Annotated in this window: 15 protein-coding genes and 4 pseudogenes; 7 read left to right on the top strand and 12 right to left on the bottom strand. The window is 56.9% G+C overall.

What is annotated here, in order from left to right; genetic code table 11:
• Window positions 1-219: 219 nt before the first annotated feature.
• The 7 genes and pseudogenes from ACYZTW_RS18710 to ACYZTW_RS18680 all read right to left on the bottom strand — a co-directional run.
• Entirely contained in the window at window positions 220-426 is a 207-nt protein-coding gene (locus ACYZTW_RS18710; protein ID WP_462001263.1) for a hypothetical protein, read from the bottom strand.
• A gap of 41 nt (window positions 427-467) precedes the next feature.
• Window positions 468-873: pseudogene (locus tag ACYZTW_RS18705) on the bottom strand (GNAT family N-acetyltransferase).
• A gap of 85 nt (window positions 874-958) precedes the next feature.
• Window positions 959-4,159, bottom strand: coding sequence for a glycogen debranching N-terminal domain-containing protein (locus ACYZTW_RS18700; RefSeq protein WP_462001262.1), 3,201 nt, complete (start codon window positions 4,157-4,159; stop codon window positions 959-961).
• 647 nt (window positions 4,160-4,806) lie between these two features.
• The gene (locus ACYZTW_RS18695) at window positions 4,807-5,319 is read right to left on the bottom strand and encodes a restriction endonuclease (protein ID WP_462001261.1); all 513 of its coding nucleotides are present in this window, start codon (window positions 5,317-5,319) and stop codon (window positions 4,807-4,809) included.
• Window positions 5,320-5,826: 507 nt separating this feature from the next.
• The gene (locus ACYZTW_RS18690; RefSeq protein WP_462001260.1) at window positions 5,827-6,288 is read right to left on the bottom strand and encodes a PRC-barrel domain-containing protein; all 462 of its coding nucleotides are present in this window, start codon (window positions 6,286-6,288) and stop codon (window positions 5,827-5,829) included.
• Window positions 6,289-6,981: 693 nt separating this feature from the next.
• Window positions 6,982-7,371, bottom strand: a pseudogene (locus tag ACYZTW_RS18685) (IS110 family RNA-guided transposase); the annotation flags it as partial.
• 2 nt (window positions 7,372-7,373) lie between these two features.
• Window positions 7,374-7,742 (bottom strand): annotated as a pseudogene (locus ACYZTW_RS18680) (acetaldehyde dehydrogenase); the annotation flags it as partial.
• Between ACYZTW_RS18680 and ACYZTW_RS18675 the strand changes: the two are divergent.
• Complete coding sequence (locus tag ACYZTW_RS18675) at window positions 7,663-8,955, top strand: amidase (RefSeq protein ID WP_462005792.1); 1,293 nt, start codon at window positions 7,663-7,665, stop codon at window positions 8,953-8,955. The pseudogene ACYZTW_RS18680 and the gene ACYZTW_RS18675 overlap by 80 nt on opposite strands.
• Window positions 8,956-9,080: 125 nt before the next feature.
• On the opposite strand, the gene ACYZTW_RS18670 is transcribed toward ACYZTW_RS18675, so the two are convergent.
• The 5 genes and pseudogenes from ACYZTW_RS18670 to ACYZTW_RS18650 form a co-directional block, all read right to left on the bottom strand.
• A complete protein-coding gene (locus tag ACYZTW_RS18670; RefSeq protein WP_462001259.1) occupies window positions 9,081-9,392 on the bottom strand; it encodes a YciI family protein in 312 nt (103 codons plus the stop codon).
• Between the two features lie 100 nt (window positions 9,393-9,492).
• Window positions 9,493-9,765 (bottom strand): LysR substrate-binding domain-containing protein, encoded by a 273-nt coding sequence (locus tag ACYZTW_RS18665; protein WP_462001258.1) that lies wholly within the window; start codon window positions 9,763-9,765, stop codon window positions 9,493-9,495.
• Window positions 9,766-10,253: 488 nt separating this feature from the next.
• A pseudogene (locus ACYZTW_RS18660) lies at window positions 10,254-10,864 on the bottom strand (glutathione S-transferase family protein).
• A gap of 98 nt (window positions 10,865-10,962) precedes the next feature.
• Window positions 10,963-11,844 carry an NmrA family NAD(P)-binding protein gene (locus ACYZTW_RS18655; protein ID WP_462001257.1) on the bottom strand — a complete coding sequence of 294 codons (882 nt, stop codon included), beginning with the start codon at window positions 11,842-11,844 and terminating at the stop codon, window positions 10,963-10,965.
• A 108-nt stretch (window positions 11,845-11,952) separates the two neighbouring features.
• Window positions 11,953-12,594, bottom strand: a complete 642-nt coding sequence (locus ACYZTW_RS18650) for an HD domain-containing protein (RefSeq protein ID WP_150655705.1) — start codon at window positions 12,592-12,594, stop codon at window positions 11,953-11,955.
• Between the two features lie 75 nt (window positions 12,595-12,669).
• Here ACYZTW_RS18650 and ACYZTW_RS18645 point away from each other — a divergent pair, with 75 nt between their 5' ends.
• The 6 genes from ACYZTW_RS18645 (at window position 12,670) to ACYZTW_RS18620 (ending at window position 18,623) form a co-directional block, all read left to right on the top strand.
• Window positions 12,670-13,743, top strand: a complete 1,074-nt coding sequence (locus ACYZTW_RS18645; RefSeq protein WP_462001256.1) for a GlxA family transcriptional regulator — start codon at window positions 12,670-12,672, stop codon at window positions 13,741-13,743.
• Between the two features lie 238 nt (window positions 13,744-13,981).
• Window positions 13,982-14,851, top strand: a complete 870-nt coding sequence (locus ACYZTW_RS18640; RefSeq protein WP_462001255.1) for a DNA/RNA non-specific endonuclease — start codon at window positions 13,982-13,984, stop codon at window positions 14,849-14,851.
• A gap of 415 nt (window positions 14,852-15,266) precedes the next feature.
• Complete coding sequence (locus ACYZTW_RS18635) at window positions 15,267-15,992, top strand: cupin domain-containing protein (RefSeq protein ID WP_462001254.1); 726 nt, start codon at window positions 15,267-15,269, stop codon at window positions 15,990-15,992.
• Window positions 15,993-16,043: 51 nt separating this feature from the next.
• Window positions 16,044-16,592, top strand: a complete 549-nt coding sequence (locus tag ACYZTW_RS18630; RefSeq protein WP_150643081.1) for a 2,4'-dihydroxyacetophenone dioxygenase family protein — start codon at window positions 16,044-16,046, stop codon at window positions 16,590-16,592.
• A gap of 22 nt (window positions 16,593-16,614) precedes the next feature.
• Window positions 16,615-17,862: a CaiB/BaiF CoA transferase family protein gene (locus ACYZTW_RS18625; RefSeq protein ID WP_462001253.1), complete on the top strand. Its 1,248-nt coding sequence runs from the start codon at window positions 16,615-16,617 to the stop codon at window positions 17,860-17,862.
• Window positions 17,859-18,623, top strand: a complete 765-nt coding sequence (locus ACYZTW_RS18620; protein ID WP_462001252.1) for an enoyl-CoA hydratase-related protein — start codon at window positions 17,859-17,861, stop codon at window positions 18,621-18,623. The genes ACYZTW_RS18625 and ACYZTW_RS18620 overlap by 4 nt, the downstream gene beginning before the upstream one ends.
• Window positions 18,624-18,633: the final 10 nt, after the last annotated feature.

Genomic DNA, 18,633 nt, shown 5'->3' with positions numbered 1-18,633 from the left:
CATATGTATGTGATTACTCGCTGACTTTTAGATTCACTCGTTAGGCATATATGCATCGATCGGGTTCCATACGCCAGGAGCAACTCTACTAGCGATGTTTTTCTGCCAGCCACGAACGGCTGCAATCGACCCAGCCTGTGTGAAAACGCACTAAATACGTCGAAAACTGAGAGGCGCGAGGATTGCCTGTGAAATCAGCGGGCGGAAGCGCGAATTACCTTAGTCAGCTACATAGACGTTCGTAATGCCGTTTGGAGGAAACAACTCACCATAGAGAGGATGTGAAATACCGAAAATATTCACTTCGATGCAAGGCGGCGGGAGTTCTTTGGAGTAATCCAGAATGCCCAGGCCCGCACATGGAATTACCAGTCCCGCTTCGGTCTGAACAGAAAGATCCAGAACGGTCTGATCGTGGTGGTTCATGGAGTCCCTCGAACCTCTTTCTACCTTTCGGGGAATCGCCTTTACAGACGCATACCCATCTCGAAAGCACGAGTCTCAAACCCGAACTCTGTGTACATGCGAGCAGCACGTGCATTGAACGGTCAGACAGACAACCCCAAGTCCTGGGCGTCATTTTCGATTGCCCAGTTTTTAACGAGTTGAATTAGCCTACGTCCAATACCTTTCCCCCAGGCTGGCAGTAATGAAGGCTGCGGCCTGGTGGCCGACATTCGCGATGAATACGACCTGACCCGGCTTCTCGAAAAAACTCATCCAGTGAGAAAGGTCACGGGAAAAATCTTGGGTGGCAGCTGCATAAATATCGGGACGGGCAGCGTGATGTACCGCGTTAAGCACTTGGCCCAACTCACAAATGGTCAGTGCATCTTCTACGGTTGCGGTTCGGTACGTAATGGCTTCATCCATGATGCGCAATTCTCCTTGAATGTGTTGGTGCTCCGCCAGTTTTTGTCTCATTGCGGGGAGGCAATGCGCTCATTGCATCGGCGCTCTAACTGGTACTCATTATCCGAACAGGGCCATGACGGTTAAGGACTTCGATCATAACGTTCTTTCCCGAACGCCTCAGCAGCACATCAGCCGACTCCGCCCCCACTGCCAGACGCTGAATGGCGATGGTGTCCAGAAATGCCGGAAGTATTGGCTCGTCAAACATGATGTTGAGTTTCGTAGGACTGAAGCTAAGTCCCAGGCACGACTGAATCATCGAAAGCGGCGCCGCAGCAGCCCACGCCTGCGGCATGCAGGCGACTGGATAAAACGTCGGCCCTTGGGTGCGCTGCCGGGGAAAGCCGCAAAACAGTTCCGGAAGTCGTCGAAGATCAATGTACGTGGACGCGGCAAAAATCCCTTCGAAAATCCGCGCCGCTTCCTGACGGAAGCCGTAACGGGCAAACCCAGCCGCGATCAAGGCATTGTCATGGGGCCAGACGGATCCGTTGTGATAACTCATCGGGTTATAGCGTGCCTGTGAGGACGCGACGGTTCGCACACCCCAGCCTGAAAAAGAGGAGCGGTCCATCAACGCCGCCACGACCGATGGCGCACGTTTGCGGTACGCGATGCCGGCGAACAGCGCATGGCCCGCATTGGAGGTGCGCACTCGACAGGGCATTTTGTTGCCGTCCAGCGCCAGGACATACGTGCCCAGTTCCTCGTCGAAAAAGTGAGCATCGAACTGTTGGCGCAAGTGTCGGGCCTTTTCTTTCAAACGTAGCGCCTGGTCTGGCTCGCCAAGCCGTCGTGCAATTTGCGCGGCACCACTCAAGGCGCCATAGACGTAAGCCTGCACTTCAACGATCGCAATCGGGCCGACGGCCAATCGACCGTCCGCATGAAACACCGAGTCATGGCTGTCCTTCCATCCCTGGTTGATCAGGCCTTCGGCGGACTGCCGACCATATTCGACAAAACCGTCACCGTCGCGGTCGCCATACTCCTCAATCCAGGTCAGCGCTGCCTCGATGTTTGGCCAGAGTTGGCGGAGTGTATCCAGGTCATTGGTCCTTTCCAGATAGGCCGCGGCCAACATCACAAACAACGGCGTGGAGTCGATGCTGCCGTAGTAACGCCGGAATGGCACCTCACCCAACTCAGCCATTTCCCCGAGCCTGACTTCATGCAGGATTTTTCCGGGTTCGGCATCGGCGCCAGGGTCGACGGTCGTCGCTTGATTGGCCGCCAGATGCCCTAGCACGCCTCGGGCTATACCGGGGTCGAGCCAGAGCATCTGCCACGCGGTGATCAAAGCATCACGCCCAAAGACCGTGCTGAACCAAGGGATGCCTGCGTACGGATACAGGCCCTGAGGGGTTTTGGTCATAAGCATGTACAGGTCGGAAACGCTCCGACTCACCGCTTCGTTGAACACTTCATGGGATGTTACGACCGAGGCCGCGCGCGAAGAGTACGTGCGTGACTGGCGCCGGGCATCGCGCAGTGAAACGAAAAACCCGTGACGCACTGAATAGGGTGGGTTTTGAACGCCGCAATTGATATCCATGAATAATGACTGGATTTGGCCGGGCGCCAATTCGATGTCGAACAGAGCCTGGTCGCAGGAAAGAGTGGCTGGCAATGGGTCAAAACGTAATCGGGTGGTGCGCCGTTTGTGGTCCAGCCCGGTGTAGGAGAGAACGACTTGCTCACCCGTAATTTCCGCCCGATGCGCTTCTCCGCGTTGCGGACGCCGAGCACCGCGAACCTCGAACAGATCCTTGAAGTCGGCTACGAACTGGATTCTAAGTTGCAGGCGATGTGGGTATTCGTCGAAATTGCGCAAGGTCAGCCGTTCGTAACATGATCCTTCCCATAAAAAACGTGAGCGGCGCAGATGGATCAAATCATGGTGCAGGACTTTTTGGCCCTGGGCGTTGAACAGATCGGCGTTGGTAAGATCGCAAGTGAGCATCGCGTTATCGTCGCGCAGCGTGGAGCTGAGCAACAGTGGTCGCGTCCCGTTAAGCGTCAGATAGAACCCCGACAGATGCCGGGTATCGGTATGGAAAAGCCCCTGCGGGCTTTCTTCTGTAACCAGTACATCCCCATTAGGGTCGAATATCGCAAAAGTATCGTTATGTTTAAGGGTGCGTAAGCGCAACTCTTGCAACGACGCGGAGGCGGGAACATCGAAAGGCGTGTTGGGTTGACCTGTAGTGTGGCCCGTCGTCAGATGACGATACAGCTCCAGATAATGGTTAGTCATGCACTCGACCGTGAACCGTTCCTCGAACGCGGCCCGAACCCTGCGACGATCAAGCGCTTCCAGCCGCTGGATAGCCGCTACCGCGCCCTCGATGTCGTTGACAATGTAACCGGACACTCCGTCATCAATCACTTCCGGCACCGCGCCATGACGAAAGGCAATGACAGGCGTCCCACACGCCATCGCTTCGATCATGGCCAGGCCGAAAGGCTCAGGCCAATCGATGGGGAAAATTAGCGCGCGGGCATTGCCAAGAAAATTGGCTTTTTGGTGATCATCGATCTCACCGATAAATTCGACGTTCGGATGCGTCGCGATCAACGGGGCAATGACGTCGTCCCAGTAAACCTGATCCGCCTTGTCTACCTTGGCCGCGATCTTCAACGGAAGACCCGCCCTGGTGGCAATTTCGATGGCGCGGTCCGGGCGCTTTTCGGGGGAAATACGGCCCAGGAAAGCCAGATAGTCGCCTTTGGGCTCAGGGGTGAACGCTAAAAGATCGGCTGGAATCCCGTGATAAACATTGCCCATCCAATTGACGTTGCCGATCAACGGCGCGCGTTGGGCTTTTGAAATCGAGACCAGCGGTACTTCGGGGAAATGGCTGTAAAACGATTGGTAGTCTGCGATATCCAGACGTCCGTGAAGAGTGGTTACACTGCGGCCGGCCAAGCGACGAATTAACGGAAAATGATAGATGTCGACATGAAAGTGCATCACGTCGAATTGATCCGCCTGTCTGATCACTTGATCCAGCATCAGGATGTGATGAGGAATCGCATCCTTGACGTCCGGGTCCAGTCGCAAGGCTCGCTGCGACCCTGGCTCCAGGCGTGCCGAAGTTTGTGAATCCCCGCTGGCAAAGAGCGTTACATCGTGCCCTTGCCGAACCAGTTCTTCAGTCAGGTAAGAAACAATCCGCTCAATGCCGCCGTATAGGCGGGGCGGACAGCATTCGGTAAGCGGCGCAATCTGAGCGATCCTCATGGAGATGATCTCCGTTATTGAGTCGAATGAAAAAGCCTCCTGTGCCTTAGCTTCTTACGATTCCCTTTGCTCGCTTTATCCACGATTGATGGTACGCCCACCGCGATAGTTCAATTCGATATGACGCCTTCAGCGTTCACCGGTCGCAAATTAGCTTTCATGCGGTGACTGATGGGGGACGCGCGGCGCGAGCGTTCCACACAGCTTCCGGATAGGACAGAAGCGATACATGATCAATCATCAGGGTTGCTCGGCCGGTAACGTGCCTAACATACACTCACTCGCAGTTCGCAGTGTTGTCGGGGTTGTCACCCTCTGAGCCAAGGTCATCCATATGAGGTGAGTGTCAACTTATGGCTGTGGATTCAACCGGTCGACGCAACACAACTAAATTCTGTGTAAGCAGAAGGAGTGTTGCAGATGGAGGCGAGAATTCCATTGGCCCTGACGTAATGGCCAGGCAGCCAGTAGCAACCTCGGCTCACTCCGTCTTCTCCAATGTCACCGTAACCGCCCGATGTGAGTTCCGAAATCGATGTAATCTTGCCTCCGTTCGAGTCGAAGATGTCTTCAATAATCCCGGTGATTTCCATCGTTGTCTCACCATCTGGAACGAGCGCGCGCAAGCTGGCATGCCCTTGTGACGACTACTGCGTTATCCAAATTGCCTCGTCCAATTTCGGCATGTGGTAGTGGCCTGTGATGCGAATGGTTTTGACGAAGCCCCGCTCGTCAGGATCTGTGCTCTCCCTGAGGCCCCTAAGGAGGATCTCCTTGCCAGCAATGTCCTTGGCTGCCTCAGCGTACTGTCGAGCGGGCTTCGTGTAGTCCGTTGCGGACCAGAAAACCCCTTTTGCCACATCAGGAAGATCTCGGAGCGCACCTGCAAGTTTCTGTAAATCAGGGCGGCCAACCTTTCCACCACGATCTGTATAGTCCTTTGCTTCACCCATCGTTTTTGTTTCTGCGCGTTGGTGAAGTACATCTATCTGATAGCGGCTGTTGGAGTAAGCTCCCTTGAGAGCGGCATCGTGCGTGACATCCCCATTCTCTTCGGTAACGTAAGTAGCGATTGCCGCCAAACGCTCGAATGCAGTCCCTGGTTTCGTTGGTGCCGATCCGAAAATCATTTTGTAGAGATCATCAATTGGCGACGGCATCTTCTCTCACTTCTTAGTAGGGATATGTCGGTTGGCTATCAACGACAGATTCAAGCCGTTCCCGAACGAGCTGGTTTTCATTGATCTTGAATAGCAGGGAAGGGCGCAGATCTGAGTTTGGCATCGTGAATTTTCCGTGGAGTTTTCAGAGTAGCAGCAGGATTTCTTGGATGGTGATCGGAGTATCGACAGGAGCCGGAAAGCGGGAAAAAGAGGAAGAGTTTTGTAACGCCCCCCGAAAAGTTTTGTATCAAGCAGCCAGGTAATCTTCTCGCGAGCCTACGTTCGTGCTCGATCGCGGCGTCCTATTGTTCTCCGAATGCCTTTCCCGCACGAGCCAACGCGGGATTCGGCGGTGGTCAGCAGAATCCACTCTAAATCCTTGTTGCTGCCGACAGAACCTTTTCTCGCAATGCGCGCCTTAGGGTTTGGCACCCCCAATGACCAGCTTTTAACATCTCGTTGTTTTGCACGGCGCGCATCACTCTTCGTTTCGGATATGGACAGTTAGCTCTTGTCGATACTTTGTCTTTGGATAGTGTCGTAATCGTAGGGTTTAGTTCCATAGAAAGAATGGATTTCTGTTGCCCAAGACTCGTCGGCCATATTAGGCCAACTGTCCTTGTCAAAACCTGGTGCATTTTCCAAGCGTTCTTTCTCTATGCTTAGTACAAAGCGCTTATTGACTGTATCGAGTGTCAATGCATTCCAGGGTACCGCAAACAGTTTTTCTCCCATGCCAAGAAAGCCACCAAAGGATAGAACGGCATAACTCACTCTACCGCTGCGAACATCTAGCATGATTTCCTTAATATCCCCCAAGTCTTCTTCGTTATGGTTATAAACATCATTTCCAATGAGTGTGTCTGCCCCCATCAGGTCGGGGCCAGGCCCCTGTTCCTCGGAGCCGGCATCTCGTAGGAGGTTGGTTTTGTACATGCCATAGGTATCGCGATCTTCGTAGTTCATTGCTATCTCCTATCAGTAATCGCCAATCAATCAGAAAATGTACACACCGTCTTGATGGCTGTATTGGTGGGAGTCACCCGCTTTAGAAAAAGTTGAATTTATTTTCTGCATGGCGACGAGCGGTGAGTTGGAAAGAAAATAGTTAATCAGCTTTTAATTAGGTTGCTATCAATGTGTAATGCTTTGTGTTGTTTTTTTATATGGTCATTAAACTACATCGATATCATGGATACTTGAATGAAGCGATTTCCTATTGTGGCAACTACGTCTCCGGCTTGCATATGACTTCATAAATATGAAGATTAAGTTTGGACCACTACTGTAATCGACCTCGATTAGCAAAGCGAACTAACTAAATGATATTCCATATACGGAAATCCAGTAAAATCTAAAGCAGGACATGAAATTGGCAGGCGAATGTCTGTATATGGACTCCTCCTCATTGCAAGCCCCCTTTGCTTTGGCGCCCGTGCCGACTGCACACGTATATTCGGCCTCTGACTTCGGCATCGATTCGATGCAGGGCCATGATGGGCTATTCGCGCGTCGGCTCCCCATCGCTTCTACGTGCTTTACGCACCTGGACATTTGAGGGTTTTGCCGACGCCGGTTCGACCGGTTTGCCATCGTCCAGGTTGCTTCGCAATCGTGGTTAAGAGTTGTTTCTCTCGTAGAGCACGTCGGGTAAATAGATCAGGCCGCTGCCTGATCCGGTTGGTAATCAGTGCCGTGACGCAGCATCACCCAAGCCATGCGTGCAGTTTTGTTGGCCAGCGCAATAGCGGCCACATTGGGATGCGATCGCTCGGCTAAACGAACGGCCCACTGGCTGAGCCGATCCTCTTTGGATTTGGCTGTGCGTAGCGCCGAGCGTGCGCCATGCACCATCAATGTTCGCAGATACGCATCACCGCGCTTGCTGATACCGAGCAGTCGATCCTTACCACCAGAACTGTGTTGCCTCGGTGTCAGTCCCAGCGAGGCGGCAAACTGTCGGCCATTGGCAAACTGACGGGCATCACCGAGAGCGACGACGAGCGCTGTGGCGATCATTGGGCCGACACCGCGCAGCTGTTGAAGGCGAACATGAAAACCGTAGTCTTAAGCCCGGAGAAACAGCCATGACCGGGGATGTTCAGCGGCGCATCCTCGGGAATCACGTCGAATTGCAATTTTTGTTTGAGACGATAACCAGGTACGTAGGCCTGCACGGCAGCCACCATTTCCTCAATGGAGGCGGCTACCTTTGCTTCGTCGGTCGCCTCTGAGAGCACGAACACCGTATCGCGCATCAGCAGCGGCGGCTCAGCCGGGTTCATGACGATAATCGCCCTGCCCTTGGCTGCACCTCCGATCACTTCGATTGCTTTTGACGTGGTCTCTGTGAACTCGTCGATATTCGCTCGTGTACCAGGGCCAGCTGATTTGCTGGCTATAGAAGCAACGATCTTGGCGGGTGGTCAGCTCGGCCCTCTGCATGGGGTGCCCTTCACGGCGAAGGATTCGATCGATAGCGCAGGGGTGCTAACTCAACGCGGCTCGCCGATCTTCAGGGGCCGCATCCCTAATACTGACGCAACAAGCATCGCGCGCTTGAAGAACGCCGGTGCAATCCTGCTAGCGAAAACCAATCTTCCGGAATTCTCCTACTCGACCGAAACCGACAACCTGCTGACCGGAAGGTCAAACAACCCGTGGAATCTCGATCGCACCCCCGGTGGGTCGAGCGGTGGGGAGTCGGCGACCATTGCGGCAGGATTGTCGCCGTTTGGCCTGGGCAGCGATCTCGCCATCTCCATACGCGGCCCGGCAGCGCAGACGGGCATCATCGGCTTGAAGGCCACACACGGACGCATACCGATGACAGGCGTATGGTCGCGGGCGCCACGTCGCTTTTGGCATGTCGGTCCGATGGCGCGCAGCGTTCGCGATATCGCGTTGGCCTATTCGCTGCTCGTTGGTCCGGATGGTTTGGACAGCTTTTCCACGAGCCCACTCGGGTTCGATGCTGGGGTGGGAGCCAATCCCGATCGGCCGCTTCGTGTTGGCTGGCTGGTCGAACCTGGCTTTGGGCCTATCGATGCCGAGGTTGCGGCGACCGTGCAGGCGGCGGCCGAAGCGCTTCACGGTGCTGGCGTCATTGTGGAACCTGTACGAATTCCGGCACTCGAGCGGGACAATGCCCTCGAGGTGTTCAATGCCCTGCACGTGATGGAAATGAAACCCGCATTTAAGGAGGCGACTGCCGGCCACGAAAACGAGATGTTCAAGATATCCAAGGGCATGCTTGCGACGCCAGATACGTCCATGGCCGACTTTATCCAGGCGGAGCAAGCAACGGATCGACTGCGAGATGGCTTCGCGGAGTATTTCCAGAGCTACGACGCTTTGCTCTGCCCCGTACTGCCTATCCCCGCACACGCGCATGGGCTGTCGGAGATCGTCATCAACGGCAAGTCAGTGTCTGCGGTGCAGATCCAGGGCGCTACCGTGCCGTTCAACGTGACGGGCCTTCCGGCTCTGTCGATCAGATTCGGCACCAGTCGGGATGGACTGCCAATTGGAGTCCAGTTGGTGTCTAAATGGTTGGCCGAATCCACGATACTGCACCTCGCGTCGTTTCTGGAAACGGTCAGTCCGGTTCGCGACCTTCACCCGGACATTTAAGGAGGGGAGTCATAGTCATGGCGAGCGCTGCCTAGGAGGTGCTTTGGTGTTTTGAGACTCGCGCGGAAGTGGTAGGAAACAGATACACACTTCGCGCAAAGCCCAGCGAGTCAGAACAGCGACGCCTACACCGCCGGCGGCTGCCCGCTGGATTGATCAACCAGCATGCCGAAGAGAGGATCCCACTCTTCGATCGTCAGCCCGCAGATCAGGTCTTCCCGGGAGAAAGGATCGCCCTTGACCATCGCTTCGACTTCCTGGCGATTCTCCGCCCGTATGATCAGGAACCCTGCACGCAATGGCGTTCCCTTGAGAGGACCGGAAACCAGCAGTCGGCCCTGCGCGATCAATTCCTTGAGATACGCGACATGCTCAAGAACATGTTTGTTCCAGAGATCGCCGGCTGGATGTTCCATCCGGACAATGTATATCGACATATCTTCTGCTCCTTTGGATGTTGTGCTATCCGCCCAAGACTGATGCTCAGCAGGATGAGCCATGCTAATTGACTAGTGTTGGTGCAGCCGACAAGCGGGGTCATTCGCCGCTGCGGCGGCACCCCACGCATTCATGGTCGGCCAGATCCGCCGGTTCCAGCGGTGTTCCATGCTCGTTCAGATAGGCCGGCGAAGCGCAGGCGACCAACCGGTATCGCAGTAGCGGACGTGCCACCATCGCCAGGTTTTGATCGAACGGCCCGATTCGCACGATAGCCTCGTAGCCTTCCTCGATGGGGTTCACCGGCCGGTCCGAATGTACGAGAGCGGTGTTGGTGACGATCTCGTACTTGATGAACCTGCGCCCTTTCATAGCCGGCGAACTCTCGAACTCTACGAATCTGTCATTGCTGAGGACGTATGCGTTATCGGCTCGCGCTAGCTTGATGACTGTTTCATCCCCCCTTTATGCCGGTGGGCGAGTTGTCGGCGATAAGTACGAAGCAGGCGGATCCTCAGAGGTGGGTATTCGATTTTGAGTGACTGCTCATGGCCGATTTCTGCCTGTCGCGAAAGGCCGCAATCGATTGTGGATTGCTGCCGATCGGGCGCTGAGGATGGTCACAAATGACCTCCCAGTCGTCTTGCTGAGCAACGAACCTGGGTGAACGTCCGCTTCGGATTATCCTATTCGCGGGGAACCGAAGCTCCCGCCACGGCGAATGAGCTGGATTGTATTGGCCAGCCCAGTTTCTACACAGCAAGGCGGAGGTGTTCCTGATCAAACCAGAATGGTTTTCAATGTCCGTGCAGGAGTCGTCGAGCTCTTTAGCGCACACAATAAGGTCTGCGGGGCAGCGCTTAGTGATTTTGGAACGCTTTCAATCCTCGCTGTACTGCAGGCCTGGCTTCGATCGCGTCGAACCAGCGTGATAAGCGTGAAAGCACTGCCCAATCCAGCCGGTCACGAATTGATGCCGCAATGGTGAACGCAGAGATGTCCGCCATGGAAAACTGATCTCCGGCCATAAAGTCGTCGGTAAGAAACCGTTCTGCATAGACGAGTTGTTCAATGACGCGCAGATCAATGACCGTGGCCGCATCATTTAATCCCGCTTGACGCAGGAAGAATGCCGCATGGCTGGGCCCGATTACGTCCGTTACGAAAAAGAAGTAACGATCAAACACCCTGTCGCGCGCTGGTCCAGGATGCGCTGGTGCGAGTCGACCGGGAGCTTTGGCATCAGCGAACTGAATGATTGCGTTTGATTGGTTGATGACCAGTGCCGGTGTCGACGTATGGTCGACCAGGGTTGGGACTTTTCCTGCCGGATTAAGCGCCAGGTACGCCAAGTCGCGCTGCTCATTCGCTTGCAGATTCAGTCTCCGTGCCTACCTGCTTCTTCCAAGGCTATCGCAGCCCTCAGACTGTTGCCGGTATGAGCGCCATACAGCTCTATTTTAGGGTTCATCAGGCACTCCATTGGAAATGAATGGACAATCATTGGATGCTAAGTGAAAAGCGGCGTATGCGTATGTCTTCAAGACCAAGCGCATACGCCCATAGTGATCACACCTCGAACGCTTGCCGGTTTGCGCGTACGAAGTCACCCACCGTTTGCGGCGCTTGTCCGGTGATTTGGCCGATAACCCCGTCCTCACCGCTAAAGATACCGTTCTGGTAATCGATCGCGACTGCAAGGAAGTGCTGGATCACAAATTCCGGCAGATCGTAGGTTTCCAGATGCTGACGATACTCTTCCAGGGTCGAAGGGTTGTAGGTGATGGTGCGGCCTACGATGCCGCTGATTTCGTCGGCAATCTGTTGATGGCTCAGCTCGACAGGACCGTACAGCGGATAGGTTTTCCCGATATGGCCAGACGGTTGCGTGAGAACGGCGGCGATTAGCCGCGCCTGGTCTTCAGCGGCGATGGGTGCATGTCGGCCGGTGCCGTATGGCAGCGAGATCTTGTTCTCCTTCACGATCTGATCAAGCACCCACGGAAAGATCAGCCACTCGGAAAAGAACGTCGGGCGGATGTGCACGGTGGGTACGCCCGACCAGTCGAGCACACGTTCTGCAATCCAGTGGTCGCGCGCGGCGTGACTCAAAGAGTCTTCCCGGGCAGAAATCTGCGACATTTCCACTACGACCTCGACGCCGGCTCGCCGGGCGGCATCGGCAAAATAGGCAGTCGCCTGAATGTAACCAGGACGCACGGGATAGCACAGGTAGGCGCCTGTGACCCCCTCCATCGCACGAATGATGTCGTCATGTTCAAGGAGGTCGCCCACAAATATTTCGGCGCCCTCGCTTTGGAGCGCTGCGCTGCGCTCGTCCTCCTGGTGCACAAAAGCCCGAACCGTATGGCCTCCGTTGAGAAGGTGGCGAATGGTGTAGACGCCAGTTTTTCCCGTAGCGCCGATGACGAGGTATTTACGTTGCTGCATGGTGAATACTCCAAAGTAAAGGAACACACATTGCTTGCGCCGATATCACGTATCAGGCGTTACCGATTCACGAATGTTGCGCAACAGTGCCGTTTGGCGCCATCGCATTCAGCTGTCGAAAGGAGCGTGATCAATCAGGTCGCACACATTCGGGCAATCGAACCCGTGCACGTGACGACGTCCGACATCAGCGAGCCCGGTGCCAATCGCGGTGTGAGGTTTCTTCCTGGCCACTTCAGCGACTGCTTGGGTAAACGCGGCTTTCATTCCAATGCGGGGGTAGAGGGCCAGCGTATCCTCGACCAGCGATGGCGTGATTTCCTCCAGCCGTAATCCCATCACGTCGACATGGGCGCCCATGTAGATCAGGGCGATCTCTGGCTGTTTGCGGTCGGCGATGCCGGCGCTAGAGTGAAGTGCGATCGCATCCCAGACCAACTCGGCTTTCGATTCCGGGTAACCGTTTTCCAACAGGAAACGGCTGGCAGCGTCGGCGCCGTCGACCTCAAAACGTTGGTCGGCAGCAAATTCGTACGTCAGACCCAGGTCATGCAGCAGTGCGGCGAGATAGACAGCCTCGCGGTCGTATTTCAGGCCTCGCTGCTGGCCGAGGAATTCGGCAAACCACCACGTGCGATGCACATGGTGCAGGAGCACTGTCGAGTGAACGCGTTCGACGAGGAAGGAGGCCTTGCGAGCGAGTTCAGAGTCTGGAGCGCTGAAGCCGCCGATGATGACAGGTGTACTCATGTTTGCTCCCGGGGGATGAAGTTGGCTTGCAGTTCATTCTAAATAGTTGCAATTGGCAAAATTGACTATATTCAGATGATTTGTGCCAATATCCGTGCCAGGTCAAAACGGGAGATCGCTGTGAGAACAACGACGAAATCAAAACATTCCTTTGTCGGCGTGGCGCAAAAACGAGTGGTGATCTTGGGTTTGCCACCCGTGGACTCGCTTGATGTGATCGGCCCGGCAGAGGTGTTTGCCTATGCAAACAACCTGCACCGCGGCGACTCTGCTCCCTACGTACTTGAGCTCGTTTGCGCGGGCGCCAATGAACACCTGGAGAGCAGCACCGGCATCGCACTTATGGCGCACAAGACGCTTGAACAGGAGCGTCTTGAAAACAAGGCGATCGACACGTTGATCGTGACGTCGGGCTGGAAAGCCATGGATCAGCTGGATCAGACGGCCATCGAGTGGATCCGCACGCGAGCCAAAAACGTCAGGCGTGTGTGTTCGATCTGTGTCGGGGCCTTCGCCTTGGCCGAAACAGGGCTTCTGGATGGTCGAAAGGCAACGACCCACTGGCGGATGGCACGCAGCCTGGCCGATCGCTATCCCAACGTGCAGGTGGATCCCAACCCGATTTGGGTCAAAGACGGCAACCTGTACACCTCGGCAGGCATATCGGCGGGAATCGATCTGGCGCTCGCATTGGTCAGCGAAGACCTGGGAGACGACATCGCTTTGGAGATCGCGAAAAATCTGGTTCTGTTTCTGCGACGTCCAGGCGGTCAAGCACAGTTCAGCGTCGCACTCCAGTCGCAGCATGCGACAGGTTCGAACCTGGATGAGTTATGCGTATGGATCAGTGAACATCTACATTCGGAACTTACGGTCGAGATACTTGCAGACAAGCTCGCCACCAGTGTGAGGACCTTGATTCGCATGTTTCAGCGGGAGTTCAAGACAACGCCTGCGAAGTACGTCGAGGACGTCCGGGTCGAAGCGGCCTGTCGGCAAATAGAGCTGGGAAGGCGGTCGATGGAGGAGGTTGCGCGCCGATGCGGCTACCACAGTGTCGACGTGCTCAGAAAAGCCTTCGTGCGACGCATGGGGGTGAGTCCAAAGGAGTACGCACAACGTTTCGCGCCAGTTAACGAGCCCGCTTAGGCATTGGCAAGCAGAATGTAAACGCTGCTCAGCACTTATGTGACTTGTCATGGTCAATAAATCCCGCACGACCGCCAGCGGTCGTACTGCTCGGAGCCGACCGGATCCGCATCGGCATTTTGATCAAGGACAGTGAAAGCATGCTCGCCGCAATATAATCAGCAACCGCCTCCACCTGGTTCCGTGAATCGGGACTCGCCGTACGTTTACCCCTCAATCCAATTCGAAGATTAAAAGCATGCACCTACGCAAAATTGCAGTTGGGCTGTCGGCCCTTGTTTTGCTCTCGACCGGGGCAGAAGCCCGCAGTCTGCTGGATTTCATCAAGCCCCCCACCCAATATGAACAAGCGTCCCACTCGGGCTCGATCAGCCAGAACGCGGCGCTGGAACTCTATTCAAACAAACAGAAACAGGCATCGTTTGACGGCTGCGCAGAGCTGTTTCCGGCAGCGAAACCGATCAACATGGCCACTGTGCCTGCAACCATGAAACCCCTGGCCCTGTGTTCTGACAACTTTGCGGTGCTGTACTCGCAAACCAGTAAGACGCCGTTGGTAGTGGTCGAACGCCTTAATGCCGCCCAGTTGCAGGATGCCAAAGGGGAGGAGCGCACCAACCAGTTCTACCCGGACCCACGCATCCCCAAGAGTGGGCGGGCAGAGTTGAGCGACTACCGTAGCCAACATCCGGCCGTGGACCGTGGTCATCAATCCCCGGCAGCCGATGCACCGAACCCCAATGCAATGGCCCAATCCTTTGCGCTGTCGAACATGGTGCCGCAAGACCCAACCAACAACCGGAAGATCTGGAGTAAGGTCGAGTCCGATGTCAGAAAGTTTGCCAAGCGAGCCGATGGTAATGTTTTTGTCTTTACCGGCCCGCTCTTTGACTCAGGCCACACCACTATTGGCGACAACAAGGTCTGGGTGCCGACCCGTCTGTTCAAGCTGGTTTACGACGCATCGTCCAAGCGTGCCTGGGCCTACGTACTGCCCAACGCTGAAACTCGTATCGAGAGACCGATGGACTATGACGCTTTCGTGAAGAGTACCGGACTCAAACTGCTTGGAAATCTACCGGTCACAGGTTCCGTAGGGCGCTCTTGATGGCTTGATGAATTGCACCCCAAAGGCTGGATGCAACCGATGGGGTGTTTCATTCACGGATAAATAGCGACGGTTTAAAAGTTGCTGCGTGACATCGGATTTGCAAACGCTACTCACGTCTTAAACAGTTTTTTTCCGGTTCGGTAAACACATCAACAACCGTATGGGGTAAAGGCCGATCGCCCGCTGAACGATTTAGTCAATCTGTTGCATCGACCGGTTGAGTCCACCCGCCGCGAACTCGTCCTGCCGGGTTCGCGAGATCTCATACCGTTAGGCCAGAATCTCTGCGGTCACCCTCTTGAGGTGCTTGACGAAGGTCTTTTTTCATGACAAAACTCCTAACATTAGGTCTTTAGACTGATATCAAATCGGAGGTTCAATGCTCACGCGAAACGCTCAGGATTCAGCCGCAATGAAAGCGATCCCCACTGTGATCAGAGCGGCGGACCTTGCCGCCTACTCGCCGGCGAACCACACCGGCACTTCCAACGTGCGCGTGATTGGCCCCGAGACCGTGGGCGCGACGGCGCTCGAAGTGCTGGTCGGCACGATCGTGAAATCCCATGGCGCGAAGCCGCACGCGCATCCGTATCTGGAGCAATGCGCCTACATGATTGAAGGCATTGGCGAGTCGCAAGCGCAGGGTCGCATCGACGTGATGGCCCCCGGAACCTGGACCTACGCGCCGGCGGGCGTGTTCCATTCGTTTCGCGTGACCAGCGACCAGCCCGGTCGGCTGCTGGTCGTCTATGCGCCGCCTTATGGCGAGAGCCCGGCGCACACGATCACGGAGCCCGACCCTGCGGTTGCTGAACGCGGCGAAGTTCGCGTGCTTGCCGCCGCCGAGGCTGCCCTCCCGATCATCCCGCTCATCGATCGCGACACCGTCGGCGCGCAATGGGTCGACATCTCGGCGCTGCGGATGCGTGCCGGCAGCGCATTGGCCTGCACAACCGAGCCTGAGGCCGAGCAGGTTCTCTACATCGAAGACGGACGGATCGAGGCGCACGTCGACGGGCAGGACTTCCAGCTCGCGGCGGGCGACTTCCTTTTCCTTCCATGCGGAGTTGCCTCAGCCCTGCGCTGCCCGCCGGAGCAGTCCGCATCCGGTTTTCTCATCAAAGGACGACTTCCGTAAAGGACAGCTTCCGTTAACCGCTTTACTCACAACAACAAAAGGAAACAACGCATGAACGCTAAATTTCCCACGCAGCAAACCACTTCCAGCGGCGCGTTGCTGCCGTTGGTCGGCCTCCCGCAGGACACTCTGCTGACCGTCAACCTCGAGCAGATCCCGCTGATCAAGGATGTATTCCCGGGTATCCACCTCCGGCCGCTACGCATGGACCCGGAGCGCGGCGAGTGGGTCATCATGGCCATCGTGGAACCTGGTTGCTCCCTGCCGATTCACTACCACACCGGTACTGCACAGGTGTGGACGATCCAGGGCTGCTGGAAGTATCTCGAGTACCCCGACCAACCTCAGACAGCGGGTTCCTACCTGTTCGAGCCCGGTGGCTCGGTGCACACCTTCTACACCCCCAAGGAAAACACCGAGGACACCATCACCATCGCCTGGATCGAAGGCGCGCAGGTCAGCTTCAACGAGGACGGCACCTTCCACTCAATGAATGACGCGCTTTCGGTCCAATACGCGATCGAGACCCTCGCAGCGGCGCGCGGCCTCGGGCCGGTGCCCTACATCCGCGGCAACAGCGCCGACATAGCCGGTTCCTGACCGAAATGAGGAGCACGGACCAATGAATAACAATTCAAGCCAGGGCGGGCCGCTCGCCGGCTTACGCATTATCGACATCACCGAAGTCGTCATGGGACCGTCGGCCACGCAGATGCTGGCTGACCTTGGCGCCGACGTGATCAAGGTGGAGCCGCCCGGTGGCGACATGCTACGCGCCACCGGGCCCGGCGGCCGCGCGGGAGCCGGTCCGCTGTTCCTCAACCTCAACCGCAACAAGCGCAGCATCGTGCTGGACCTGAAGAATCCTGTCGGCAAGGAGGCGCTGCTGAAGCTGGCGCAGACGGCCGACGCGCTGATCTACAACGTGCGGCCGCAGGCCATGCAGCGGCTCGGGCTGGATTACGAAGCGGTACGGCAGGTGAACCCGCGCATTATCTATGTCGGCACCTTCGGTTTCAGTCAGCGCGGCCGCTATGCGTCCTCGCGCGCCTTCGACGACCTGATCCAGGCCGCCGTGGCCATCCCCGAGGCCAGCATGCGGGCGGGGTCCGAGGTACCGCGCTATGCACCGCTCAACCTCTCGGACCGGGCGACGGGCCTGTACGCGTTCGGCGTGATCTGCGCGGCGCTGCTGTCGCGCGAACGCACGGGACGCGGCCAGTCGGTCGATGTGCCGATGTTCGAGACGACTGCGCAGATGATGCTGGGCGATCACCTCTACGGCCACACATTCATCCCGGCGCGCGGCGGCTTCGGCTATCCGCGGCTGCTCAACCCGCAGCGGCGACCATACGCCACGCAGGACGGTCTTGTATGCCTGGTCGTCTACACCGACGAGCAGTGGAAGGCCTTCATGCGCGTGGTCGGCGAGGCCGAGCGGTTCGAGAGCGACCCGCGGTTTGCCGACGGCGAATCACGCACGCAGCATGTCGAGGCGCTGTACGAAATCCTCGCCGACAACTTGAAATCGAAGACCACGAAAGAATGGCGCGAGCTGCTGGAGCCGCTCGGCATCCCGGTACTCCCAGCGCATACCTTCGAGACCCTGCTGGAGGATCCGCACCTGCAGGACATTGGCTTCTTCCAACAAATCGACCACCCCACCGAAGGCGTGCTGCGGACCATGGCGGTGCCGAGCGAATGGCCGCAATCGCCGCTGCCGGCGTTTCGCCCGCCGCCGCTGTTGGGCGAGCACAGCGAGGAAGTGCTCGCGGAGGCTGGCTACTCGCACGAGCAGATCCGCGAGATGGTACTGGTCAGCGTGACCCAGGTGACGACGGTACCCAAGGAAACGGAGATTAGGGCATGACGACGGTCCTTCAGGAAAGCCGGCAGGATGGTCGGCTGATTCTCACCATCGACCGCCCGGAGCGCCGCAATGCGCTCAACGCGGATGTCATCGCGGTGCTGCAGCAAGCCCTGCAGCGCGCCCGGGCGGACGACTCGATCCGCGCTGTAGTGCTCACCGGCGCGGGCGACGAGGCGTTCTGCGCCGGTGCCGACCTGGGCGCGGATGCCTTCGCGTTCGACTACGCCACGCCGACCATCGCCTATGCCGACCTGCTGCGCACCGCCCGCACGCTCGACGTGCCGCTCATCGCGCGGGTCAACGGCGCCTGCATGGCCGGCGGCATGGGCCTGCTCGCGATGTGTGACCTCGCCATCGCTGCCCCGCACGCGATCTTCGGCCTGCCAGAGGCGAAGGTCGGCGTGTTCCCGATGCAGGTGCTCGCCGTGCTGCAGGCCCAGGTGCCGCAGCGCTGCCTGGTGCAACTTTGCCTGACGGGTGACCCGATCGATGCCGCGAGAGCGCGCGAGATCGGCCTGATCAACGAGGTGGTCGACGATCTCGACGGTGCGCTCGAGCGCCTGCTGTCGCGTCTGCTCGGCAACTCGCCCACCGCGCTACGCCGCGGCCTGTATGCGATGAAGGCAATGCGCTCGATGTCGTTCGAGGAGGCGATCGCGTTCGGCGAAGGCCAGATTGGCCTACTGGCCATGACGCAAGATGCGCGCGAGGGCATCGCCGCATTCAAGGACAAGAGGAAACCGCAATGGACCAACAATTGAATTCGCAAGC

Source organism: Pseudomonas sp. LB3P25 (assembly GCF_054897985.1).
The sequence above is the reverse complement of the archived record's forward strand: the minus strand, read 5'-3'. Positions and strand labels throughout refer to the sequence as shown.

Excerpts from the sequence above, each read along its gene's own strand:
- ACYZTW_RS18670 (WP_462001259.1), bottom strand. The coding sequence starts at position 9,392 with ATGTCGATATACATTGTCCGGATGGAACATCCAGCCGGCGATCTCTGG.
- ACYZTW_RS18645 (WP_462001256.1), top strand. The coding sequence starts at position 12,670 with ATGATTTGTGCCAATATCCGTGCCAGGTCAAAACGGGAGATCGCTGTG.
- ACYZTW_RS18620 (WP_462001252.1), top strand. The coding sequence starts at position 17,859 with ATGACGACGGTCCTTCAGGAAAGCCGGCAGGATGGTCGGCTGATTCTC.
- ACYZTW_RS18700 (WP_462001262.1), bottom strand. The coding sequence starts at position 4,159 with ATGAGGATCGCTCAGATTGCGCCGCTTACCGAATGCTGTCCGCCCCGC.
- ACYZTW_RS18650 (WP_150655705.1), bottom strand. The coding sequence starts at position 12,594 with ATGAGTACACCTGTCATCATCGGCGGCTTCAGCGCTCCAGACTCTGAA.
- ACYZTW_RS18665 (WP_462001258.1), bottom strand. The coding sequence starts at position 9,765 with ATGAAAGGGCGCAGGTTCATCAAGTACGAGATCGTCACCAACACCGCT.
- ACYZTW_RS18630 (WP_150643081.1), top strand. The coding sequence starts at position 16,044 with ATGAACGCTAAATTTCCCACGCAGCAAACCACTTCCAGCGGCGCGTTG.
- ACYZTW_RS18640 (WP_462001255.1), top strand. The coding sequence starts at position 13,982 with ATGCACCTACGCAAAATTGCAGTTGGGCTGTCGGCCCTTGTTTTGCTC.
- ACYZTW_RS18635 (WP_462001254.1), top strand. The coding sequence starts at position 15,267 with ATGAAAGCGATCCCCACTGTGATCAGAGCGGCGGACCTTGCCGCCTAC.
- ACYZTW_RS18625 (WP_462001253.1), top strand. The coding sequence starts at position 16,615 with ATGAATAACAATTCAAGCCAGGGCGGGCCGCTCGCCGGCTTACGCATT.
- ACYZTW_RS18695 (WP_462001261.1), bottom strand. The coding sequence starts at position 5,319 with ATGCCGTCGCCAATTGATGATCTCTACAAAATGATTTTCGGATCGGCA.
- ACYZTW_RS18655 (WP_462001257.1), bottom strand. The coding sequence starts at position 11,844 with ATGCAGCAACGTAAATACCTCGTCATCGGCGCTACGGGAAAAACTGGC.
- ACYZTW_RS18690 (WP_462001260.1), bottom strand. The coding sequence starts at position 6,288 with ATGAACTACGAAGATCGCGATACCTATGGCATGTACAAAACCAACCTC.
- ACYZTW_RS18710 (WP_462001263.1), bottom strand. The coding sequence starts at position 426 with ATGAACCACCACGATCAGACCGTTCTGGATCTTTCTGTTCAGACCGAA.